Genomic DNA, 19,091 nt, shown 5'->3' on the forward strand with positions numbered 1-19,091 from the left:
TCCCCTTGCGGCCTGACGCCGGTCTATGGCTGCGCGGCGATCAGGTCGCGATAGAAGGCGTAGCTGTCCTTCGGCGTCCGCGTCTGTGTCTCGAAATCAACGTGGACCATGCCGAAGCGCCGTGTGTAACCCTGAATCCACTCGAAATTGTCGAACAGGCTCCAGACCAGATAGCCGCGGACATCGGCACCCTCGGCTTTGGCTTTGAGAACCGCGTCGATGTGCCGGCGGAGATAGTCGGTTCTGAGCGGGTCGTGGATCGCATCACCGTCGTGCACTTCGTCGATGTCGCCAAACCCGGCGCCGTTCTCGGTGATGATCACCGGCGGATTGCCGTAGTCGTCGCGGAGCCTGAGCAGCAGCCCGTGCAGCGCCTCCGGCCGCACCGGGCCGTTGAAGGCCTTCACCTCGTCCGGGTTGGCGCCGGCGGCCATGCCGAGTGGCCCGGATTCGTCCGTTTCGACGAACATCGGCGCGTAGTAGTTCACGCCGATGAAATCGACCGAGTTGGCCGCGATCAGTGCGCGGTCGGCTTCGGGAATCGCGAACGCCGGATTGTGGGCGCCGAGCGTCGCCACGACGTCGTCGGGAACGGTTCCCTTGAGGACGGCGTCGAGCGGCCAGCGGTTGATTACACCGTCGAGTTGCGCGGCGGCGGCGATATCCCCCGCGTCCTCGCCATCGATCGGAATCATCGGATAGAGCGGCAGCGCGATACCGACCATGCCGGACAGCCCCTGCCGGCGGAACTCTCCGACGGCGGCGGCGTTGGCAAGCAGTAGATTGTGCATGCCCGGCGCCTGACGACCATACTGTTCGCTGGTGAACGCGAACGGCTCGCGCTCGCCGCTGCGCGCGTTCTCGGCGATCAGGTCCATGAGGAACAGATCGATGAAGGGCTCGTTCAGGGTGACGAAGGTGTCGACCCGATCGCCGAGCGCTTCGAAGACGACGGCCGCGTAGTCGCGAAACCAGTCGATCGAGTCGCGATTGTGCCAACCGCCACGGTCGAAAAGACCGGCCGGAAAGTCCCAATGATAGAGCGTCGCGATCGGCGCGATCCCGGCCGCCAGCAGGTCGTCGACGAACCGACGGTAGTAGTCCAGTCCGGCCGTGTTCACCGCCCCGGTCCCGTCCGGCAGGATCCGCGGCCATGACAACGAGAACCGGTAGGCGTTGAGGCCGAGGTCGCGCATCAATGCGATGTCGTTTCGGTATTGGACCGGATCGTAGGTGTTGATCGCGACGTTGCCGGTGTGGTGCGCCCCGACGACTTTTTCGGTGATCCGCTCGCCGTTGGTGAAGACGTCCCATTTCGACAGCCCGCGCCCGTCGGCGCGCCAGCCCCCTTCGACCTGGTACGCGGCGCTAGCGGCACCCCAGAGGAAGGGTCGGGTCGTGTTCTGATGGTTCATGTTGCGCTGCCATCACGAGGTCTACGGGGTGGGGACGATCGCGCCGTCAGCGGTGAAACACGTCGGTTTCGCCGCCAACAGTCTTCAGGTTGTATAGTATCTCCAGCGCGTCGCGCCGCGCCACCGTGGAGCGTTCGCTCGTGTTGTGAGTGGGAGGAAGACGAACGAATGACCAAAGAGAACGAGCGGCCGGTTCTTCCGGAACACATGGATCGCTGGTCGCGCAACGCGCGTCTATACGAGAAGCTGAAGGGGATGGGAGTATGCGTTACCCCCATCCCAGAGGATCATGACCCCACGAAGATTCGCGAGATGATCGTATCGGTCGATTTACCGAGCGACGTTGTTGCGCCAGTGCAGCGGTCTGAGGTTGGTCAGATCGTCCGACCCCTTGGCGGCGACCGGGACAATGTGGTCGACTTCCCAACCAAAGTCTGACTGGCGATTGCCGTAATCGGTGAATCGGATCACCGAACCATAAGCATCGTGCCGCCAGATTGCGGGGTCATATCCGGCAATCTCGCGGCCCTTTGTCCACACCTTGATAGGGATATTTAAGGTGGGTTTCTTCGTCGTAGTACTCATAGTTTCGAGCTCCGATTGTTTCGGAGCCGAAAGGAGGCTCTTGACCTGCTGGCACCAAATCGGGTAGGTTCCGCTGGTGATCACAAACCGCCTGCCTCCTTTCGGCAGGTTGCAGAGTTAAGCCGGCCGCCACCAGCGAGCCGGCTTTTCTTGTGTATCACGAGGTGCGACGTTTTGTCGAATCCTTGTGTGAACGAAGGCAGAACCCTACAGGATGTAGGGTCTTCGGGTTGCTGGTCATCGGTGAATCAGGTTGCGGACCCGGAAGTCCAAACGCTTCGGCTTCATCAAGCACAGGAACCTGCGTAGCGTCGTTCAGCGCTTGCTCTAGCGACTGGCGCGCACGGTCGGGCCTATCCTCGGGATGGGACACAAACGGGATCGGACCGCCAGGCATGTGCGTCGGCTTCCCGTCATCGTCATAGAAGACTTCGTGAAGTCCGTATCCGGCGCCGTCTCAGTAGCGGACTATTCGATGCGACTGCGGCGGATTCACAGACAGCACACAATCCGAGAAAGGGTCCGGTCGTTTCGGTTATAGCCCGGTCGGGGGCCTGAGAAGGTTTGTTGAGTTATGGCAAGCCCGGATAACTTGGAAACGTGAAAATCGCGCCAGCCTTCTCCACTTCCTCCGGACGATTGCCAAGCACTCAGGGTCAGATCACCGTCGCTATCGTACCCCACGATATGCGGCTCGGCCTCGCGCGCTGAACCATGATAGGTGAAGGTGAGGGTGCACCTATCTTTGATGGCTCGGCAGAGTAGGTCGGCGGACATCGGCCTCCCCCATTGTGTGCGCGGGAGGCTATGCCACCACCGCACAACCAGCACCACGGTCCTAGTCAAACACGTACTCCACGACCGCGCCGGGCCCGAGCGGCAGGTCGAGGGCCACCCAGCCGACGATCATCGCGACACCGGTTATCAGCAGCCACATCGAATAGGGGAGCATCGCCGCGGTCAGGCTGCCGAGGCCAAAATTCTTGTCCCATCGCTGGGCGAAGATCAGGATCAGCGGGAAATAGACCATCAGCGGCGTGATGATGTTGGTCGCGGAATCGCCGACGCGATAGGCGGCGGTCGCGGTCTCCGGGCTGATGCCGAGCAGCATCAGCATCGGCACCAGAATCGGCGCGAGCAGCGCCCACTTCGCCGAGGCCGAGCCGACGAACAGGTTGATGATGCCGGTCAGCACCACCAGGCCGCCCAGCAAGGCCGGCCCTGGCATGTTGGTCCAGCGCAGGAACTCCGCCCCGTCGATCGCGAGGATCAGGCCGAGATTCGACCAGTTGAACATCGCCACGAAGTGGGCGGCAGCGAAGGCGAGGACCAGATAGTAGGCGAGGTCGGCCATCGCCTCGCTCATCATCTTCACCAGGTCGCGGTGGTTCTTGATGGTGCCGGCGACCGCGCCATAGACCCAGCCGCCGATCAGGAACAGAAGAAAGAAGCCGGCGACGAACGACTGATAGAGGGGATTGAACCGTGCCTCGGGCCGTGCGGCTTCGTCGATCAAGGGCGTCCCCGGTCCGATCGTCAGGAACACCCAGATCGCGATCAGAATCAGCGCCGACAGTCCGGCCCGCCCTAGCGCCTTGCGCTCAACAGCAGTCGGCGCCCCCTCCACGGGATGGTCGCTGCTGGCGACCGCGCCGCCGGTCCATGGCCCAAGTCGCGGCTCGAGCACCCGGTCGGTGACGTACCAGATGACCGGCAGATAGATGAAGAACAACCCGGCGAGCAGGTACCAGTTGCCGGCGATGTTGGCCTGCCAGTCGGCCACCAGGATCTCGGCGCCCGCCTCGGTGACGCCGAACAGCAGCGCATCGATCTGACCGGGAAACAGGTTGGCCGCGTAGCCGCCGGAAACGGCGGCGAACGCCGCCGCAATCCCCGCGATCGGGTGGCGGCCGGCGGCAGCGAAGAGAACGCCTGCGAGCGGGATCAGCACCACATAGGCGGCATCGGCGGCGAGGTTGCTGAGCATGCCGACCGCGACGACCGCCGGGGTGAGGAGAGCCTTCGGCGCATTGCGGACCCCGAGGCGCATCGCAGTGCCGAGCAGCCCCGACCGTTCCGCGACGCCGGCGCCCAACATGACGACCAGCGCGTAGCCGAGCGGATGAAAATGGGTGAACGTTACCGGCATGTTGGTCAGCAGCAGGCGCAGGTTTTCGCCCGACAGCAGGCTCTTGGCGTCGACTTCTTCGTCGGTGACCGGATTGACGGCTGAAAGGCCGAAGAGCGATGCAACGAGGCTGACGACGACAAGGACCGCGATCAGCCAGACGAAAATGAAGACCGGGTCGGGAAGCCGGTTGCCGATCCGCTCGACGCTGGCGAGAATTCCGGTTCGCGGTTGGTCGACGGTTGTTGCCATTCTTCGCTCCCTGCCCCGCACGGCTGGGCGCGTTTTTTCACGCTCGGTGCGATAGGGCCTTGAGTTTATATAACATTTCCAGCGCGTCGCGGGGCGCCAGCTCATCCGGCCGGACCGTGTCGAGCAGGTCGGCCACCGGGTCGACGTCCCTGGTCTCGGCTGGTGAAGCGCGCGCGACGGAGAAGAGCGGCAGGTCGTCGATCAGCGTCTGGACCGGCGATTGCCGATCGGTTTCCTCGAGCTGGGTCAGGACGGCACGAGCCCGCGCCACCACCGAGGCCGGCAGTCCGGCGAGCTTTGCCACCTGGATCCCGTAGGAACGGTCGGCAGCGCCCGGCGCGATCTCGTGCAGGAAGATCACGTCGCCTTCCCACTCCTTGACCCGCACCGTCACGTTGCGGAGCCGCGGCAGGCGATCGGCCAGCGCCGTCAGTTCATGATAGTGGGTCGCGAACAGCGCCCGGCTGCGGTTCACCTCATGGAGATGCTCGATCGCCGCCCAGGCGATCGACAGACCGTCGAAGGTCGCCGTACCGCGACCGATCTCGTCGAGGATCACCAGCGACCGCGGACCCGCCTGGTTGAGGATCGCCGCGGTCTCGACCATCTCGACCATGAAGGTCGAGCGTCCGCGCGCCAGATCGTCCGCGGCACCGACCCGGCTGAACAGCCGATCGACGATCCCGATCCGGGCGTCTCGCGCCGGCACGTACGAACCGACCTGGGCAAGAATCGCGATCAGCGCGTTCTGACGCAGGAAGGTCGACTTGCCCGCCATGTTGGGGCCGGTGACCAGCCAGATGTGCCCCGCGTCATCCGCACCCTCGGGGCCGAGGGCGCAGTCGTTAGCCACGAAAGTTTCCCCGGCGGTCCTCAGCGCCTGCTCCACCACCGGGTGCCGGCCGCCCTCGATCGTGAAGGCCATCGAATCGTCGACGATCGGGCGGCAGTAGCCTTCCGCCTCGGCGAGAACCGCCAGCGCCGCCGACACGTCGATAGTGGCGAGCCCGACACCCACCTGGCGGATAGCGTCGGCCTCTGTCGCGATGGTGTCGACGAGCGTGTCGAACACTGTCGACTCGATGGCGAGGGCGCGTCCTGCCGCTCCGGCGATTTTCGCTTCGAGCTCGCCGAGCTCGGTCGTGGAAAAGCGAACGGCGTTCGCCATCGTCTGGCGATGGATGAATCGCCCATTCAGCGGCGGCTGCAGCATCCGCTCCGCATGGGCCGCGCTGACCTCGACGAAGTAGCCTAAGACGTTATTATGCTTCACCTTTAGCGCGCGAATCCCGGCCTCGTCGGCGTAGCGGGACTGGAGGCTGGCGATGAATCGGCGGCTTTCATCGCGGAGCTTGCGCGCCTCATCGAGGTCGTCCCGGTAGCCGTCACGAACAAAGCCGCCGTCGCGCCTGAGGTGGGGTAGATCGTCCGCCAATGCCCGCGTCAACTCCGCCACAAGCTCATCCGGACCAGCGCTAAGTCCTTCTATCGCTTGAGCAATCGCCGACGGACGGCCCTCTCCAGCCAGCTGTCCGGCAAGCTGCGAGGCGACCGCCAACCCGTCGCGGATCGCCGCCAGATCGCGTGGCCCGCCGCGGTTCAGCGCGAGCCGCGACAAGGCGCGCGTGATGTCCGGCGCCGCCGCCAGTTGATCCCGGACCGAAGCCGTAAGCCCCTGATCGGAAAGGAAAAACGCGACCGCATCGAGCCGATTCGCGATCTCATTGGGGCTCGTTGAGGGTCCTGCAAGGCGTTGTGCCAGCAGCCGCGCGCCGGCCCCCGTTACCGTCCTGTCGATCGCCGCGATCAGGCTCCCTCGGCGCTCACCGGCAAGTGTCTGATTCAGTTCAAGATTCGCCCGGGTCGCAGCATCGATCAGCATCACCCCGTCAGCGGTTTCCGCGACCGGCGGAACCAACGGCGGCCGCTCACCGATCTGGGTCTTCTCCACATAGGCGAGGATCGCAGCGGCCGCGCTCGTCTCTGGTCGCGAGAAATGGCCAAAACCGTCGAGCGTCGCGACCCCGAAATAGGCCGCCAGCCGATCCGCCGCGGTCGTGCTATCGAAAAGCGCCGGCGCCAGCGGCGTCACCGCCATCTCCAGCCCACGCCAAAAAGCGCCGAGTTCCGGATCGGAGAATACCGGTTCAGGAACAAGGGCTTCGCGAGGATCGATCCGGGCGAGATCGGCCGCCAACCGCCCGGAATCGCTGCCAGCCAGACGAAACTCGCCGGTTGAGATATCGATCCAGGCGATGCCAAACCGGTCGGGCTCGTCGGTACCCGCCTTTTGGCGCGAAACCGCCGCCAGGTAGTTGTTGCGGCCCGGCGCTAGCAGCGCGTCTTCCGTCAATGTGCCCGGCGTCACCAGCCGAACGACATCGCGTTGGACGACCGCCTTGCTGCCCCGTTTCTTGGCCTCGGTCGGGTCCTCGGTCTGCTCGCACACCGCGACGCGATGACCGAGGGCGATCAGCTTTTGGAGGTACTGATCGGCGGCATGGACTGGGACACCACACATCGGGATATCGGCACCGCGATGCTTGCCGCGCTTGGTGAGCGTGATGCCGAGCGCCCGTGACGCGGTTTCAGCATCGTCGAAAAACATCTCGTAGAAGTCGCCCATCCGGTAGAACAGCAGGCAATCCGGATTGGCGGTCTTGATCTCGATGTATTGCGCCATCATCGGCGTCGCCGCCGCATTCGAGGCGCTGGAATCCCGCGAATCCTTCTTGTCCATGGTGGCGGACGTTAGCCGATGCGGACGCAACGGGCGACCGCGTTACGCACCCTAAGGTGGTCTAGCCTTCCATCTATCCACAGCGAGACCGAGCGAACCCGATTGCGATACTTGCCTATCCTGGTGCGACCCATGGCTGTTTGCTCGACGTCTTCTCTGATCTCGTACAACCACAGGATAGGTCGCAATGCGAGATGGACAGGCTCTGACCGATCGGCGATGACTGACGGCGTCGGACAGGAGAACGTCGGTGCGATCAGGTCCCCTCCACGCTGCGCTGAGCGCGGCGTTTCTCGCTTTGAGCCTTACGCCGACCGACGCGTCCTCGGCCGCATCGCGGATCAACGCCGACGCTTGGCGGGCGCCGGCGCAATCCCTCCATCCGGATCGCCAGATTGAGCTGCTCGAACGTAAGATTGGCCAGATGCTTGTCATCGGCTTTCCGGGAACCCGCGCCGACGAGGTTTGGTCGCGACGAGCGATCAGCATGCTCGACCGGAGCCGGATCGGAGGCGTCATCCTGTTCGGCCATAACGTTCGCAATCGCGATCAGCTTAGCCGGCTGACCGAACGGCTGAACGCCGGCGGCGGACCGCCACCGTTCGTCGCCATCGATCAGGAAGGCGGGCAGATCCAGCGGCTGAACCGTCGCAAGGGGTTCACTCGCCTAGCGTCGGCCAAATCGATAGCCAACGGCAGCCTGTGCGACGCCTATGCCGCCTATTGGGCCACGGCGCGCGAACTGGCCAGGTTCGGCATCAACGTCAGTTTGGGGCCGGTGGTCGATCTCAACATCAACCCGCGCAACCCGGCGATCGGCCGCCTCGGCCGCAGCTACGGGACCGATCCGGCCACCGTCGTCGGCTTCGCTACTCAGTTCATCGACGCCCATGCCACGGCCGGCGTTCTCACTGCCGCCAAGCACTTTCCGGGCCATGGCTCCGCAGTTCGCGATCCGCACCACCGGGTCGTCGACATCACAACAACCTGGCAACCAAACGAGTTGGAACCGTTTAGTTCACTCGCCAGTGATGACGAGGTTGCGATGATCATGGTGGGGCACTTGATCCATCCTCGTTTTTCCGATGGCACACGACCGACCAGCTTGTCGCGTCGGACATTGACCGAGGCGCTACGCGACGATCTCGGATTCAACGGCCTGATCGTGACCGACGACCTGGGGATGGATGCCATCACCGAGCGCTACGGCCCTGAGGAAGCCGCGGTCATGGCAGTGCGGGCGGGCGCCGACCTGCTGATCTACGCCAACCAGAAGCCGGACGACGGCGCCTTCGTCGATGATGTGATCGCCGCCATCGCCGCAGCGGCGGTTTCCGGCCGAATCCCGATATCGATGATCGATCGCGCTCAGGCACGAATCCTCGAAACCAAGCGCCGCCTCAGTTTTGTTCCTGCGGAAGGGGACGATACGCAACCAATGTCGCCCGCCGTCGCGCCGATCGGCGGATCGTTCACGGCCGCTGACGTCGCAGCGATGACGGCGAAGGCGTGCCGGCCGGAGGCCGAGCCGCGCGGCGACGGGTAGCCTCGGCGTCATAATTGTGTCCGCAGTCGATGGGACTGTAACGCACTTGCAGCTTCAACACCGGGAGGTCCACATGTCGAGAGCGATCATGGTTCTGATCGTCGCCATCGTGGCGGCGCCGCTGCTGGTTCAGCCGGCGGCCAAAGCCGAGGACGATATCGGCATCGTCCGTGAGCAGGCGAGTAATCTTCCACACGACGAAGCCTTGAGGCTCCTCGGTGAAACGCTTGGCCGGAGCATCGAGGCGACTCAAGCGGACCCAAGTATCCCGGACATCCTCGAAGCACTGGAGACCAACATCGCCGCGACCCGTCGCATCCGTGAACTGGTCAGCGGCGAAGACACCGTCAGCGAAGACCAGATCGCCGAGATCGCAGGCGAGATATCGACCATCGCCAAGTCGTTCGAAGCTATCGCCGCGCTGGCGCCGGAGGTCTTCGAGCGACGCTATGCGGAGCTCTCCGATATCGATGCGGTCGGCCAGGAGATCGGCTTCCGGATCGCCGACGCGAATTCGCGACTAGCCGCGCTGCGGTCCGACAATGATGAGATCGACGGCTACCTTAGGGCCGAAACCCTGTCGCCGGCCGAGATCGAGAAGCTTCGCCTCACCCGTCAGGCCAACGACGCCGAAATTCACAGCCTCGAAGCCGCGGTCGCGGCGTGGGGTTACTTCTCCGAGCGTCATGCCGACGTGATGACCCGACTGGGTGATCAGTCCGAGAACCTCGACGTCTTCTTTCACGCGCTGAAGGAAAACGCCCGGGTCTACCGGGCAGCGTCGCAGACACTCAATCTCGCGAGCTCCCTCAAGACCGCGCTTTCCGATCTCGGAAGCGTCGAGAACCTCGACACGCTGCGCTCCGAACTGGTGCGCTCGTGGAGCGACCTGATGAAGATCGTCGACGAAGTGAATGACGGCCTGCGGCTGCAGCCGGGGATGTGAAGGCCATGCGTCGATTGCTGGTCGTCGTCCTACTAGCCGTCGGTATCATCGGAGCCTGGTGGCTCGCCGATGACAGCCAGCTGGGGGAACGGATCGTGACGTTCGGCAACGAGGTGGTCGATCGAGCAACCGGGGAGCGTCCGAGCTGGGGCGATGTGGCCGATCGCGTCGGCGACTTCGCGACAGCCGAGCGCGAACTGAAGCAAACGGTCGGTGGCCTCAGCGGCGATCCGGATCCGAGCAACCTGGACGGTCAGCAGAGCGAGTAGCGCCCAAACTCACGGTTCAAGCGGCGTGGCGGGAGGCGTCCGGTCCGTAGTAGTTGATGTAGCGGGTGTTGATGCGCTCGACCGGCAGCACGATGAAGACGTCGGTCGTGCCGAACTGCCAGTCGACCACAGCCTCCTCGCAGATATAGGCGCCGAGGCGTAGATACCCCTTGATTAGCGGCGGGAGCGCGCGCAGCACCTTGATGTCGCTGACACCATCACCCGCCAAACCGTCGAGCGCCACGCCGCGACCCGGCAACGCCTGCACGCGCCACGCCTCCGGCGTCGGCGCGTAGTTCCGCAGATATCCAAGCACCGGCGCAAGGCGTCGCGGGTCAGTGCCCTCAAGCGAAGCGCAGCCGATCATCACATCGAGATTGTGCCGGCGTACGTAACTCCAGATGCCGTGCCACAACAATTCGACCGTGCGCTTGGTCCGGTACGGCTTCAGAACGCATGATCGCCCGAGCTCCAGAAACGAACGGCGGCTGTGACGACCCACCAGCCGGTCGACCTGAAACTCGCCAGCGGAATAGAAACCCTTGCGCTTCTGGGCAACTTCCTGGCGAAGGAGCCGATAGGTGCCGACGATCTCAGGCTCGCCAACCACGTCGTGATCGAGAACCAGCAGGTGATCGCAGAACTTGTCGTAGGGATCGGCATCCCGGCCAAAGAAGGCCGCTTTCGCATTGGCGACCGCCGACATCTCCTCGTAGAAGATGCGGTAGCGGAGGCGTTGCGCCTGTTTGACTTCCTCGCTGGAGCGGGCGAGCCGCACCTCAAGGCTGCCCAACCGTCCGAGCGGACCAGCCTGCTGGTTGAAGCGCCACCAACCCATGCGCTTCATTCCGCCGGTGATACCGCCAGTGAAGCGCTGTGGCATCAGGGACAGGTAATCCATGTCGCCTCCCCGCGGACCGTCCTTGCCGCGTTAGCTTCGCGCGTGGGCCGAGCCACGGCAAGACTGATTCTACCAATACTAACTGGTCGTCTCCGCATTGTCTCGCCGTCCGCGATGCGACCGGGCGTGAGTGAAAAACCACAGATTTCAAACAGTTTGGTGACAGTCGCCTGTGACTAACGTCTCTCCGCTCACCCGATCAATCGCCAGACGAAGCCCAAAACGGCAGCGATTCGCACTACCCGCTAGCTTGGGCATCGCGGCACCGGCGCCATCTCGCCCAGCGCCTCGACAACCTTGAAGTCCGTCCCTGAAGCCTCAGCCAAGAACACGCTCAAAGTGACATGATGGTTGATAGGGTCGATGGCAACAGAACCGGTCGGGGAGTTAAAGGTCAGGCCGGCCATACCATCGATTGCTGCTTCGCGGCTGACTTCATCCGATCGCTCCATCCCAAGCTTGAGAGCTTGCATGGCGTTATAGCTCGTCAATGCGGACTCGGTCGGGGTTACGGCGCCTCCGACGTTCTGCAAAATCCGGGCGACGAAGTCCCGGACACCTGGGCTGTTGTAGTCAGCCACAAACGGCGTCACGACAAAGAGACCTTCTCCTGGAATCCGTCCGATAAAGTCGAGGTAGCTCCTCTCAAAGCCCATGAAGTTCAGCGCGATGCTATCGAATAGATTGGCGCCGATCGCCTGGCGCATGAAGGCAACACCGTCGTCTCCGGGAACAGCCAGGATCAGGACGTCGACGTCGGCATCCTGAACTTGACCGATGACATCGGAGAAGTCGGTTGTGCCGAGCGGCTTGTAGGCTAACTCAACGACTTCTCCTCCGAGCTCGTCAATCATCGCCTTCGCTTGGCCGAACATCCTTTGGGGCCAGACATAATCCGATCCGAGCATGAAGTACCGGTTGCCGAACCTTGCGTTCAGGTAGGGCAAAATCAGTGCCGTCTCCTGATTGGGGACCGTGTTGAAACAGAAAAAGTAACGATTGCAAACGCCACCCTCGTAATCGGTCGTATAGAGCAGCGGGGTCCGGCGTGCGAGGATCTCAGGCATCATCGCGTCGCGGACGGCTGATGACGTTGGCCCCACAATCGCCAGCGGATCGACTTCATCCATCACCGATCGGACCGCGGCCACCCCACGATCCGGACTGGACTCCTCGTCTATGTAGTGGATGGCTAGCTGCTGCCCGAGAATGCCGCCGTCCCTGTTGATTTCCGTCACGGCGAGGTCAAGCCCGGCCCGGGCCTGATCGCCGAAAACCTTGAAGTTGCCTGAGAGCGGCAGGATCGCGGCAACGTTGATGGTATCCGCATTGGCGCCAAATACCGACGGCGAGGAAATCGCCGTGGCGGCAACCGCCGCTGCCGACGTAGTGATCACCTGTCTTCTGGTCGGCACTTGCCCCTCCTATGACTCAGTGCGCCTCGTCCCAGTTTTCCGCAGCGGCCGCGTCCACTTGGAGCGGCACCGTAAGCCAAGCCGCAGGCTCAGCCGCGCGGGCCATCACCTCGCGGATTACCGGCAGGCTGGTTTCGACCTCTTCGTCCGGCGCCTCGAATACCAATTCGTCGTGAACCTGCAATAGCATCCGCGCCGACAGTCCGGCGTCCGCCAAGGCAGGCTCCATGCGGATCATCGCCCGGCGAATGATATCGGCGGCGGAGCCCTGGATCGGTGCGTTGATCGAGGCGCGCTCGACAAAGGCGCGTTCAGCCGGCTTACCGGACTTGATCTGCGGGAAGTGCACCTTACGGCCGAACAGCGTCTCGACATAGCCATGCTCGCGGACCTGGGTCTTCATCGCGTCCATGTAGGCCTGAATGCCGGGGAATCGCTCGAAATAGCGCTTGATATATGCGCTGGCTTCTTCACGCGGGATCGAAAGCTGGTTGGAGAGGCCGAACGCCGAGATGCCGTAGATGATGCCGAAATTGATAGCCTTGGCCCGATTTCGCACCTCGCGTGGCATCCCCTCGACCGGCACGCCGAACATCTCGGAGGCGGTCATCGCGTGAATGTCGAGGCCCTCGGCAAAGGCCTGTTTCAACTCCGGAATGTCGGCAATATGAGCAAGGATCCGTAACTCGATCTGGCTATAGTCGGCCGAGATCAGCTTGCGCCCTGCCGGCGCGACGAATGCCGTGCGAATTCGCCGTCCGGCTTCGGTACGGATCGGGATGTTCTGCAGGTTGGGCTCGTAGGACGACAAACGCCCGGTCGATGTCGAGGCCAGTGCGTACTGGGTGTGAATGCGACCGGTCTCGGGATGAATGAAACCCGGCAGCAGGTCGGTGTAGGTCGATTTCAGCTTCGATAGCTGTCGCCAGTCGAGAATGCGGGCGGCGAGGTCAACACCCGACGCGGCCAATTCGTCGAGGACGTCAGCCCCGGTCGACCAGGCCCCGGTTTTGGTCTTCTTGCCCCCCGGCAGACCGAACTTGCCGAACAGGATGTCACCGAGTTGCTTGGGCGAACCGATGTTGAACGGCTCGCCGGCCAGTTGGTGGATCTCATCCTCGAGGCCGCCGAGCTTCTGGGCGAACTCACCCGACAACCGCGACAAAGACTGGCGGTCGACCTCGATACCGCGTTCCTCCATCCGCGCCAGCACGGGCACCATCGGCCGCTCCAGCGTCTCATAGAGGTTGGTCATGTGCTCGGGCACGAGCCGCGCCTTGAGGTTCATCCAGACCCGCAGGGCCATATCGGCGCTTTCGGCGGTGTAGGCCGTCGCTTTGTCGATTGGAATCTCGGCGAAGCCGATCGCCGATTTGCCCGTCCCGGTCAGCTCTTTGCGGGGGATCGGCACATGCTGGAGCCAGCGTTCGGAGAGTTCGGCGAGACCGACCCCACCCTTGCCAGCGTCCAGGGTGTAAGCGAGCAGGATCGTGTCGTCGTAGGGCACAACGTCGATCCCATGACGGGCGAGCAGCAGCCGCGTCGGTTTGAGGTTGTGGGCGATCTTCAGAACCGCCGGGTCCTCGAACAGTGGCTTGAGTGCAGCCAGCGCCGCATCGACGGGAACCTGCCCCGGCAGCAGCCCTGGATCGAGCAGGTCGGTTTCTCCGTTCCGATGCCCAAGCGGCAGATAGGCCGCCTTGCCAGGGGCGGTCGCTAGGGCGATGCCGACGATGTCGGCCTGCATCGGGTCCGCGCCGTTTGCCTCGACGCTGAGCGCCACACGGCCCCTCTCCGTGGCCGCGTCGATCCAGGCCGCCAAGGCGGCTCCGTCCGCGATGGTCTCATAGCCGCTCGTGTCAATCGGGGGCGACAACGATGCCCCCGCAGCCGAGGCGGCTTGGGAAGCCGGGGTCAAGGCACCGTTGGCTTTATCCGGCACAGTCTCCGCAACAGCCTGCGCGGGTTCATCCTCCGTCTTCCCTGAGGGCATCAGCCGCGCCGCATAGGTGGCGTCGTGCAGCTTCTCCGACTTCAGCCGCGGATCAGCATCGACTGTATTGGGATCGATCTCCGACGCTTCCCCGACCCGCTTGACCAGTGTGGTCAGCTCCATCGCCTTGGCGAAGGCGATCAGCCGTTCGGCATCGAGTTCGCCGACCCGGGTCGCGGCCAGTGGCGTGTCGCTTTCGACGTCGCGATCAAGCGTGACCAGCTGCTTCGACATCCGCGCTTGGTCGGCATACTGGATAAGGGTCTCGCGGCGTTTCGGTTGTTTGATCTCCTCGGCTCGGTCGAGAAGCGTTTTGAGATCGCCGTATTCCTTGATCAAAGCCGAGGCGGTCTTGATGCCAATGCCCGGAACGCCAGGAACATTGTCGGAGGTATCGCCAACAAGGGCCTGGACATCGATGACTCGATCCGGCGGCACGCCGAAGTAGTCGATCACGCCGTCGACATCGATGCGCCGTTCCGGCCGGTACCCCTTGCGACCCTTGGTGCCGGACTCGAAGTCGTAGAACTGGACATGGTCGCTAACGAGCTGCATCAGGTCCTTGTCGGAGGAAATGATCAGCACGTCGGCGCCGGCTTTCTCCGCCTCCACAGCGAAGGTGGCGATCAGATCGTCGGCCTCGAAGCCGTCCTTCTCGATCGGTTCGAGCCCGAAGGCGCGCACCGCCTCGCGCATCATTGGAAACTGCGGCACCAGATCGTCGGGCGGATCGCGCCGGGTGCCCTTATAGTCCGGGTAGATCTCCTTGCGGAACGTGTCCTCCGTCTTGTCGAACAGGATCGCGAGATGGGTGGGTTTGATCCCGACCGCCCCTTCGCGGACGAACTGATAGAGCTTGGTGGAAAAGAGCCGGATCGCACCGGTCGGCAGTCCGTCGGAGCGATAGTTGTACTTGGCGTCCTGATTGATCGACTGAAAATAGGCGCGGAAGACAAAGGACGATCCGTCGACCAGGAAGACGTGATCGCCAGGACCGATGGGCTTGGAATCGGGGTTGCTCATGGTCGCGACTATGCCCCTACGCGGTGAACGTTGGAAGGGGCTCGATCAGCCGTCTCGGTCGGGGCTCAGATTCCGCCGATGGGATCAGCCGGACTGATGATCGGCATTGAAAATCGCGGCCGCGATCTTCCACCGTCCGCCGGCTTGACGGCGAAACTTCAGGACCTGTCGACCGTTCTGCCTGGTCTCGCCGCCGTCCGAGCCGTCGAGAACCCGAACGAAGTGACAGATCAGCACCGCAAGGTCGCCGTCGCCGTCCACCTCGATGTCGGTGATGTCGAAGCGCTTGATTTTGGGCCAGTTCCGCATCCAGGTCTGCAGCGCTTCATGCCCAACGACATCGGCCATGTCGGGCGGCATCAGACGCGCGTCTTCGGTCCAATGAGTCAACCAATCGGCGAAGTGCTCCTCCGGGATATCTGCAAGCGTGACGCGGAAAACCTCACGGATAGCGTTGATGTCAGCTTTCGTTAGTGCGCTCACGGCATGCTCCTTCCGCCCTTGTCGCGACTGAAACACACGTTCAGTGGTCTCGGTAGGGACAATCGAACCTACTCGACAAACTTCGCGTATCGAAGGGCGAATTGTAGTGCGGTCGGGAGCACTGATCGCACTTTCCTCCAGGTTTACCCCCCCTTAAATCGCCGCTTTTAGCGTCCAGAAGCGCCGGCGGATCGCGCTGGGGGCTTGTTTGGAGGTGCGACGCAAATGGCGACTCGGCGCCGGCAAAATCAACGAATCGAGCCAGTGTTTGGTAGCCGGAAGCAGCCGACTAAGGCCAAGAGTCCAGCCAAGGCACCGGCAGGGACCAAACGCCCGAAGCGAGTGGTCGCCGCAAAACCCGGAACCAAATCGGGTGAGTCGCGAACCGCTGGCAACGGCAGCGGCCCGACGATCATCCGTCGCAAGGTCGCCCAGCCGAAGCGCGCCGGATCGGGAAAGCGGGCGCCCAGCGGGTCCCGCCGAACGCCAACGGCACGCCGCGCGCGGAGGCGTGGGTTTTTCCCGACCTTCGGTCGTGTCGTCCGCGGCATCGTCTACTGGTCGGTCGTGGTCACCATCATCGGTGCCGCCGGAACCGCCGGTCTCATTGGCTACTACTGGTCCAAACTTCCGCCGACCGCCGAATGGACGCTGCCGGAGCGGCCCGCCAACGTCCGCATTCTTGCGGCAAACGGCACCCTGATCTCAAACCGCGCCGACACCGTCGGGCAGACGCTCAGCCTCGATGATATGCCGCCCTATCTCCCTGAGGCGGTAATCGCCATCGAAGACCGACGCTATCACTGGCATTTCGGCGTCGACCCGATCGGGCTCGCTCGCGCCATGGTCGCCAACGTCCGAGCCGGCCGCATCGTGCAGGGCGGCTCGACGCTGACCCAGCAACTTGCCAAGAACCTGTTCCTCACACCGGAACGGTCGTTCGAGCGAAAAGTCCAGGAGGTGATCCTGGCGGTGTGGCTCGAGGCGAGCCTTTCCAAGGACGAAATCCTCGAACTTTACCTCAACCGCGTCTATCTCGGCGCCGGCGCTTATGGCGTTGATGCCGCTTCGCATCGCTACTTCGGCAAGTCGGCGCGCAACATCAACCTCGCCGAAGCGGCGGCGCTCGCCGCCCTGCTCAAGGCGCCCAGCCACTACTCCCCAACCGCCAACCCCGAGGCCACCGAGGCCCGCACCCAACTCGTCCTGGCCGCGATGCACGAGCAAGGCTACATCGACGACCGCGAAGCGAGTCTGGCCCTCTCCCAGGACGTGCGTCCGGTTCGCGACGTCGCCGGCGGCAGCGGTCGTTATGTCGCCGACTGGGTGACTGCCGAACTACCGCGCTACGTCGGCGCGCTCACCCGGGACGTCATCGTCGATACGACCATCGACCTCAGGCTCCAGACTCTTGCCGCCGGCGCGGTCACCACAACCCTCGGCGATCTCGGCGCGGAACGCGGCGTGAGCCAGGGTGCGTTCATCGCCATGGACCCCTATGGCGGCGTCCGGGCGTTGGTCGGCGGCAAGGACTACGCCTCGAGTCCATTCAACCGCGCTGTCGACGCACGCCGCCAGCCTGGATCGTCGTTCAAGCCATTCGTCTATCTCACCGCGCTTGAGCACGGGCTCATTCCCGAATCCGTCCGCATCGATCAGCCGGTGTCGATCAAGGGATGGCGACCGGAGAACTACACCCGGCAACATCTCGGACCGGTGACGTTGCAATCGGCTTTGGCGCTGTCGCTCAACACCGTGTCGGCCCAACTCGCTGCCGAAGTCGGCCCGGCCGAAATCGCGGCGACCGCGCGGCGGCTGGGTGTCGCTTCGCCGTTGATGGCGACTCCGTCGATCGCGCTCGGAACGTCGGAGGTCGGCCTGCTCGAGATGACGGGCGCTTTCGCGAGCTTCGCCAACGGCGGCAATGGTGTCATCCCCCATGTCATCCGCCGAATTCGGACCGTCGATGGCGAGGTCCTTTACGAGCGCTCGGGCAACGGCCCCGGGCCGGTGATCCATCCCGTCCACGTCGGCATGATGAACGGCATGCTCCGCGATGCGCTTGAGCGCGGGACCGGCAAACGCGCCATCGTCCCCGGCTGGCCCGCGGCGGGCAAGACCGGTACGAGCCAGGATTTTCGTGACGCCTGGTTCATCGGCTACACGGCGACGCTGGTGGCCGGCGTCTGGTTCGGCAACGACGATTCGACCCCCACCAAGAAAGCCGCCGGTGGCAACCTTCCGGCGGTCGCCTGGCAACGATTCATGAGCACGGCGCTGGAGGGAATGGTGGTCGCCGATTTGCCCGGCAACTACCGTTTCCGCGATCCGGCCAACTTCGTTGATGAACCGACCCCGGTCGCCACCATCGGCGATGACGGTGAATTCCTGTTTCCGGCACCGCCCGATGCTAGCGGTAGCGTCGCGGCCGGACCTGTCCACGAGGAACCGCGGCGCGGCTTCTTCCGCCGGCTATTCGGCGGTTGATGAAGCGCCATCAGGCGGCTCGAGCCGGTACTCGACCCGCCGGTCGAGCGCCCACAATTCCTCCTGGGTGTAGCGGGTCGGATCGCTTGGCTTGAACCGTTGACTTTCGCCGAAGCCGTAAACGTCGAGTGCGCCGACATAACCGAGCTGCCGAAGCGTCACGGCAACCGTTTGCGCGCGGCGCAGCGACAGATCGGCGTTGTAAGTCTCCGAACCTCGCGGATCAGTGTGGCCGACGATTGCGACATAGTCCGATGCGGCGCGGGCGAGAGACGCGTGCATGTCTATGACGGCGGCGCGGCCCACCGCGGTCAGCGCTGCCGATCCGGTTTCGAAGCGTACGGGGACGGGCACGGCCTCGACGACAATGCTGCGGAATACGGGTGAAGCCAAGCCGCTCGGGCCATCATCGGACTTGCGCGTCGCCACGTATTCGGGTGCCAACGCCCGTGCTTCAATAGCCCGTTGAAAGGTTCGCCGTTCAACCGACACCGGCGGCGGTTTCGGGTTGGCGACAACGTCGCGCATGTCGTCAAGCGCTTCTTCGTAGATCGGTACAGCTTCCGCCCACGCCCGCTCGGCGTAATAAACGTCACCGAGAGCCACCAGCGCCTGCCACGGCCGCCCGTAGCGCAGCACGTCGGCTTCGATCATAGTGCGTTTGGCGTCTTCGGGCAGGGTCTTGAGGACGGACAGCGCCATCGCTCGTCCCAACTGATCCCGCGTCGCCACGGTGCAATCCGATGTCGCAATCAGCTCATTGTGGAGATTCGGATAAGGCGCCGTGTCACCCGCTTCGATTGCCGACCGAATCTCGGCTTTGATCACCGGACAATCAGCCAGAGCCGCCGGCGTAACAACGAGAACCGAGACGATGGTTAGTCCAACCCGTCCGCAGCGGTTCATCT

The 19,091-nt window shown here is 63.6% G+C and carries 14 protein-coding genes; 4 read left to right on the plus strand and 10 right to left on the minus strand.

Features of this window, described 5'->3' with window-relative positions:
- Positions 1 to 23 precede the first annotated feature (23 nt).
- From ACO076_RS04150 to mutS, 5 genes are all read right to left on the minus strand, one after another.
- Entirely contained in the window at positions 24 to 1,415 is a 1,392-nt protein-coding gene (locus ACO076_RS04150; protein WP_421725469.1) for a glycoside hydrolase family 1 protein, read from the minus strand.
- A gap of 330 nt (positions 1,416 to 1,745) precedes the next feature.
- Complete coding sequence (locus ACO076_RS04155) at positions 1,746 to 2,084, minus strand: HNH endonuclease signature motif containing protein (RefSeq protein ID WP_421725470.1); 339 nt, start codon at positions 2,082 to 2,084, stop codon at positions 1,746 to 1,748.
- Between the two features lie 408 nt (positions 2,085 to 2,492).
- Positions 2,493 to 2,777 carry a WYL domain-containing protein gene (locus ACO076_RS04160; protein WP_421725471.1) on the minus strand — a complete coding sequence of 95 codons (285 nt, stop codon included), beginning with the start codon at positions 2,775 to 2,777 and terminating at the stop codon, positions 2,493 to 2,495.
- 61 nt (positions 2,778 to 2,838) lie between these two features.
- Entirely contained in the window at positions 2,839 to 4,380 is a 1,542-nt protein-coding gene (locus ACO076_RS04165) for an AbgT family transporter (RefSeq protein ID WP_421725472.1), read from the minus strand.
- Between the two features lie 37 nt (positions 4,381 to 4,417).
- The gene (gene mutS / locus ACO076_RS04170) at positions 4,418 to 7,120 is read right to left on the minus strand and encodes a DNA mismatch repair protein MutS (protein ID WP_421725473.1); all 2,703 of its coding nucleotides are present in this window, start codon (positions 7,118 to 7,120) and stop codon (positions 4,418 to 4,420) included.
- Between the two features lie 250 nt (positions 7,121 to 7,370).
- On the opposite strand from mutS, the gene ACO076_RS04175 reads away from it, so the two are divergent.
- The 3 genes from ACO076_RS04175 (at position 7,371) to ACO076_RS04185 (ending at position 9,881) form a co-directional block, all read left to right on the plus strand.
- Positions 7,371 to 8,666 carry a glycoside hydrolase family 3 N-terminal domain-containing protein gene (locus ACO076_RS04175; RefSeq protein WP_421725474.1) on the plus strand — a complete coding sequence of 432 codons (1,296 nt, stop codon included), beginning with the start codon at positions 7,371 to 7,373 and terminating at the stop codon, positions 8,664 to 8,666.
- A 73-nt stretch (positions 8,667 to 8,739) separates the two neighbouring features.
- On the plus strand, positions 8,740 to 9,612 hold the full coding sequence (locus ACO076_RS04180) for a hypothetical protein (protein WP_421725475.1): 873 nt from the start codon (positions 8,740 to 8,742) through the stop codon (positions 9,610 to 9,612).
- A 5-nt stretch (positions 9,613 to 9,617) separates the two neighbouring features.
- Positions 9,618 to 9,881, plus strand: coding sequence for a hypothetical protein (locus ACO076_RS04185; RefSeq protein WP_421725476.1), 264 nt, complete (start codon positions 9,618 to 9,620; stop codon positions 9,879 to 9,881).
- Positions 9,882 to 9,897: 16 nt separating this feature from the next.
- Here ACO076_RS04185 and ACO076_RS04190 read toward each other — a convergent pair whose 3' ends face one another.
- The 4 genes from ACO076_RS04190 to ACO076_RS04205 form a co-directional block, all read right to left on the minus strand.
- On the minus strand, positions 9,898 to 10,728 hold the full coding sequence (locus tag ACO076_RS04190) for a GNAT family N-acetyltransferase (protein ID WP_421726667.1): 831 nt from the start codon (positions 10,726 to 10,728) through the stop codon (positions 9,898 to 9,900).
- Between the two features lie 299 nt (positions 10,729 to 11,027).
- A complete protein-coding gene (locus ACO076_RS04195; RefSeq protein WP_421725477.1) occupies positions 11,028 to 12,197 on the minus strand; it encodes an ABC transporter substrate-binding protein in 1,170 nt (389 codons plus the stop codon).
- 16 nt (positions 12,198 to 12,213) lie between these two features.
- Positions 12,214 to 15,213 carry a DNA polymerase I gene (gene polA / locus ACO076_RS04200; protein ID WP_421725478.1) on the minus strand — a complete coding sequence of 1,000 codons (3,000 nt, stop codon included), beginning with the start codon at positions 15,211 to 15,213 and terminating at the stop codon, positions 12,214 to 12,216.
- Positions 15,214 to 15,297: 84 nt separating this feature from the next.
- Positions 15,298 to 15,696 (minus strand): YybH family protein, encoded by a 399-nt coding sequence (locus tag ACO076_RS04205; RefSeq protein WP_421725479.1) that lies wholly within the window; start codon positions 15,694 to 15,696, stop codon positions 15,298 to 15,300.
- A 342-nt stretch (positions 15,697 to 16,038) separates the two neighbouring features.
- Here ACO076_RS04205 and ACO076_RS04210 point away from each other — a divergent pair, with 342 nt between their 5' ends.
- Positions 16,039 to 18,183, plus strand: a complete 2,145-nt coding sequence (locus ACO076_RS04210; RefSeq protein WP_421725480.1) for a transglycosylase domain-containing protein — start codon at positions 16,039 to 16,041, stop codon at positions 18,181 to 18,183.
- Here the strand turns inward: ACO076_RS04210 and ACO076_RS04215 are convergent.
- Complete coding sequence (locus ACO076_RS04215; protein WP_421725481.1) at positions 18,169 to 19,089, minus strand: OmpA family protein; 921 nt, start codon at positions 19,087 to 19,089, stop codon at positions 18,169 to 18,171. The two genes, ACO076_RS04210 and ACO076_RS04215, sit on opposite strands and share 15 nt — an antisense overlap.
- Positions 19,090 to 19,091 lie beyond the last annotated feature (2 nt).

This window comes from Bauldia sp., assembly GCF_965232525.1.
Taxonomy (GTDB): domain Bacteria; phylum Pseudomonadota; class Alphaproteobacteria; order Rhizobiales; family Kaistiaceae; genus Bauldia.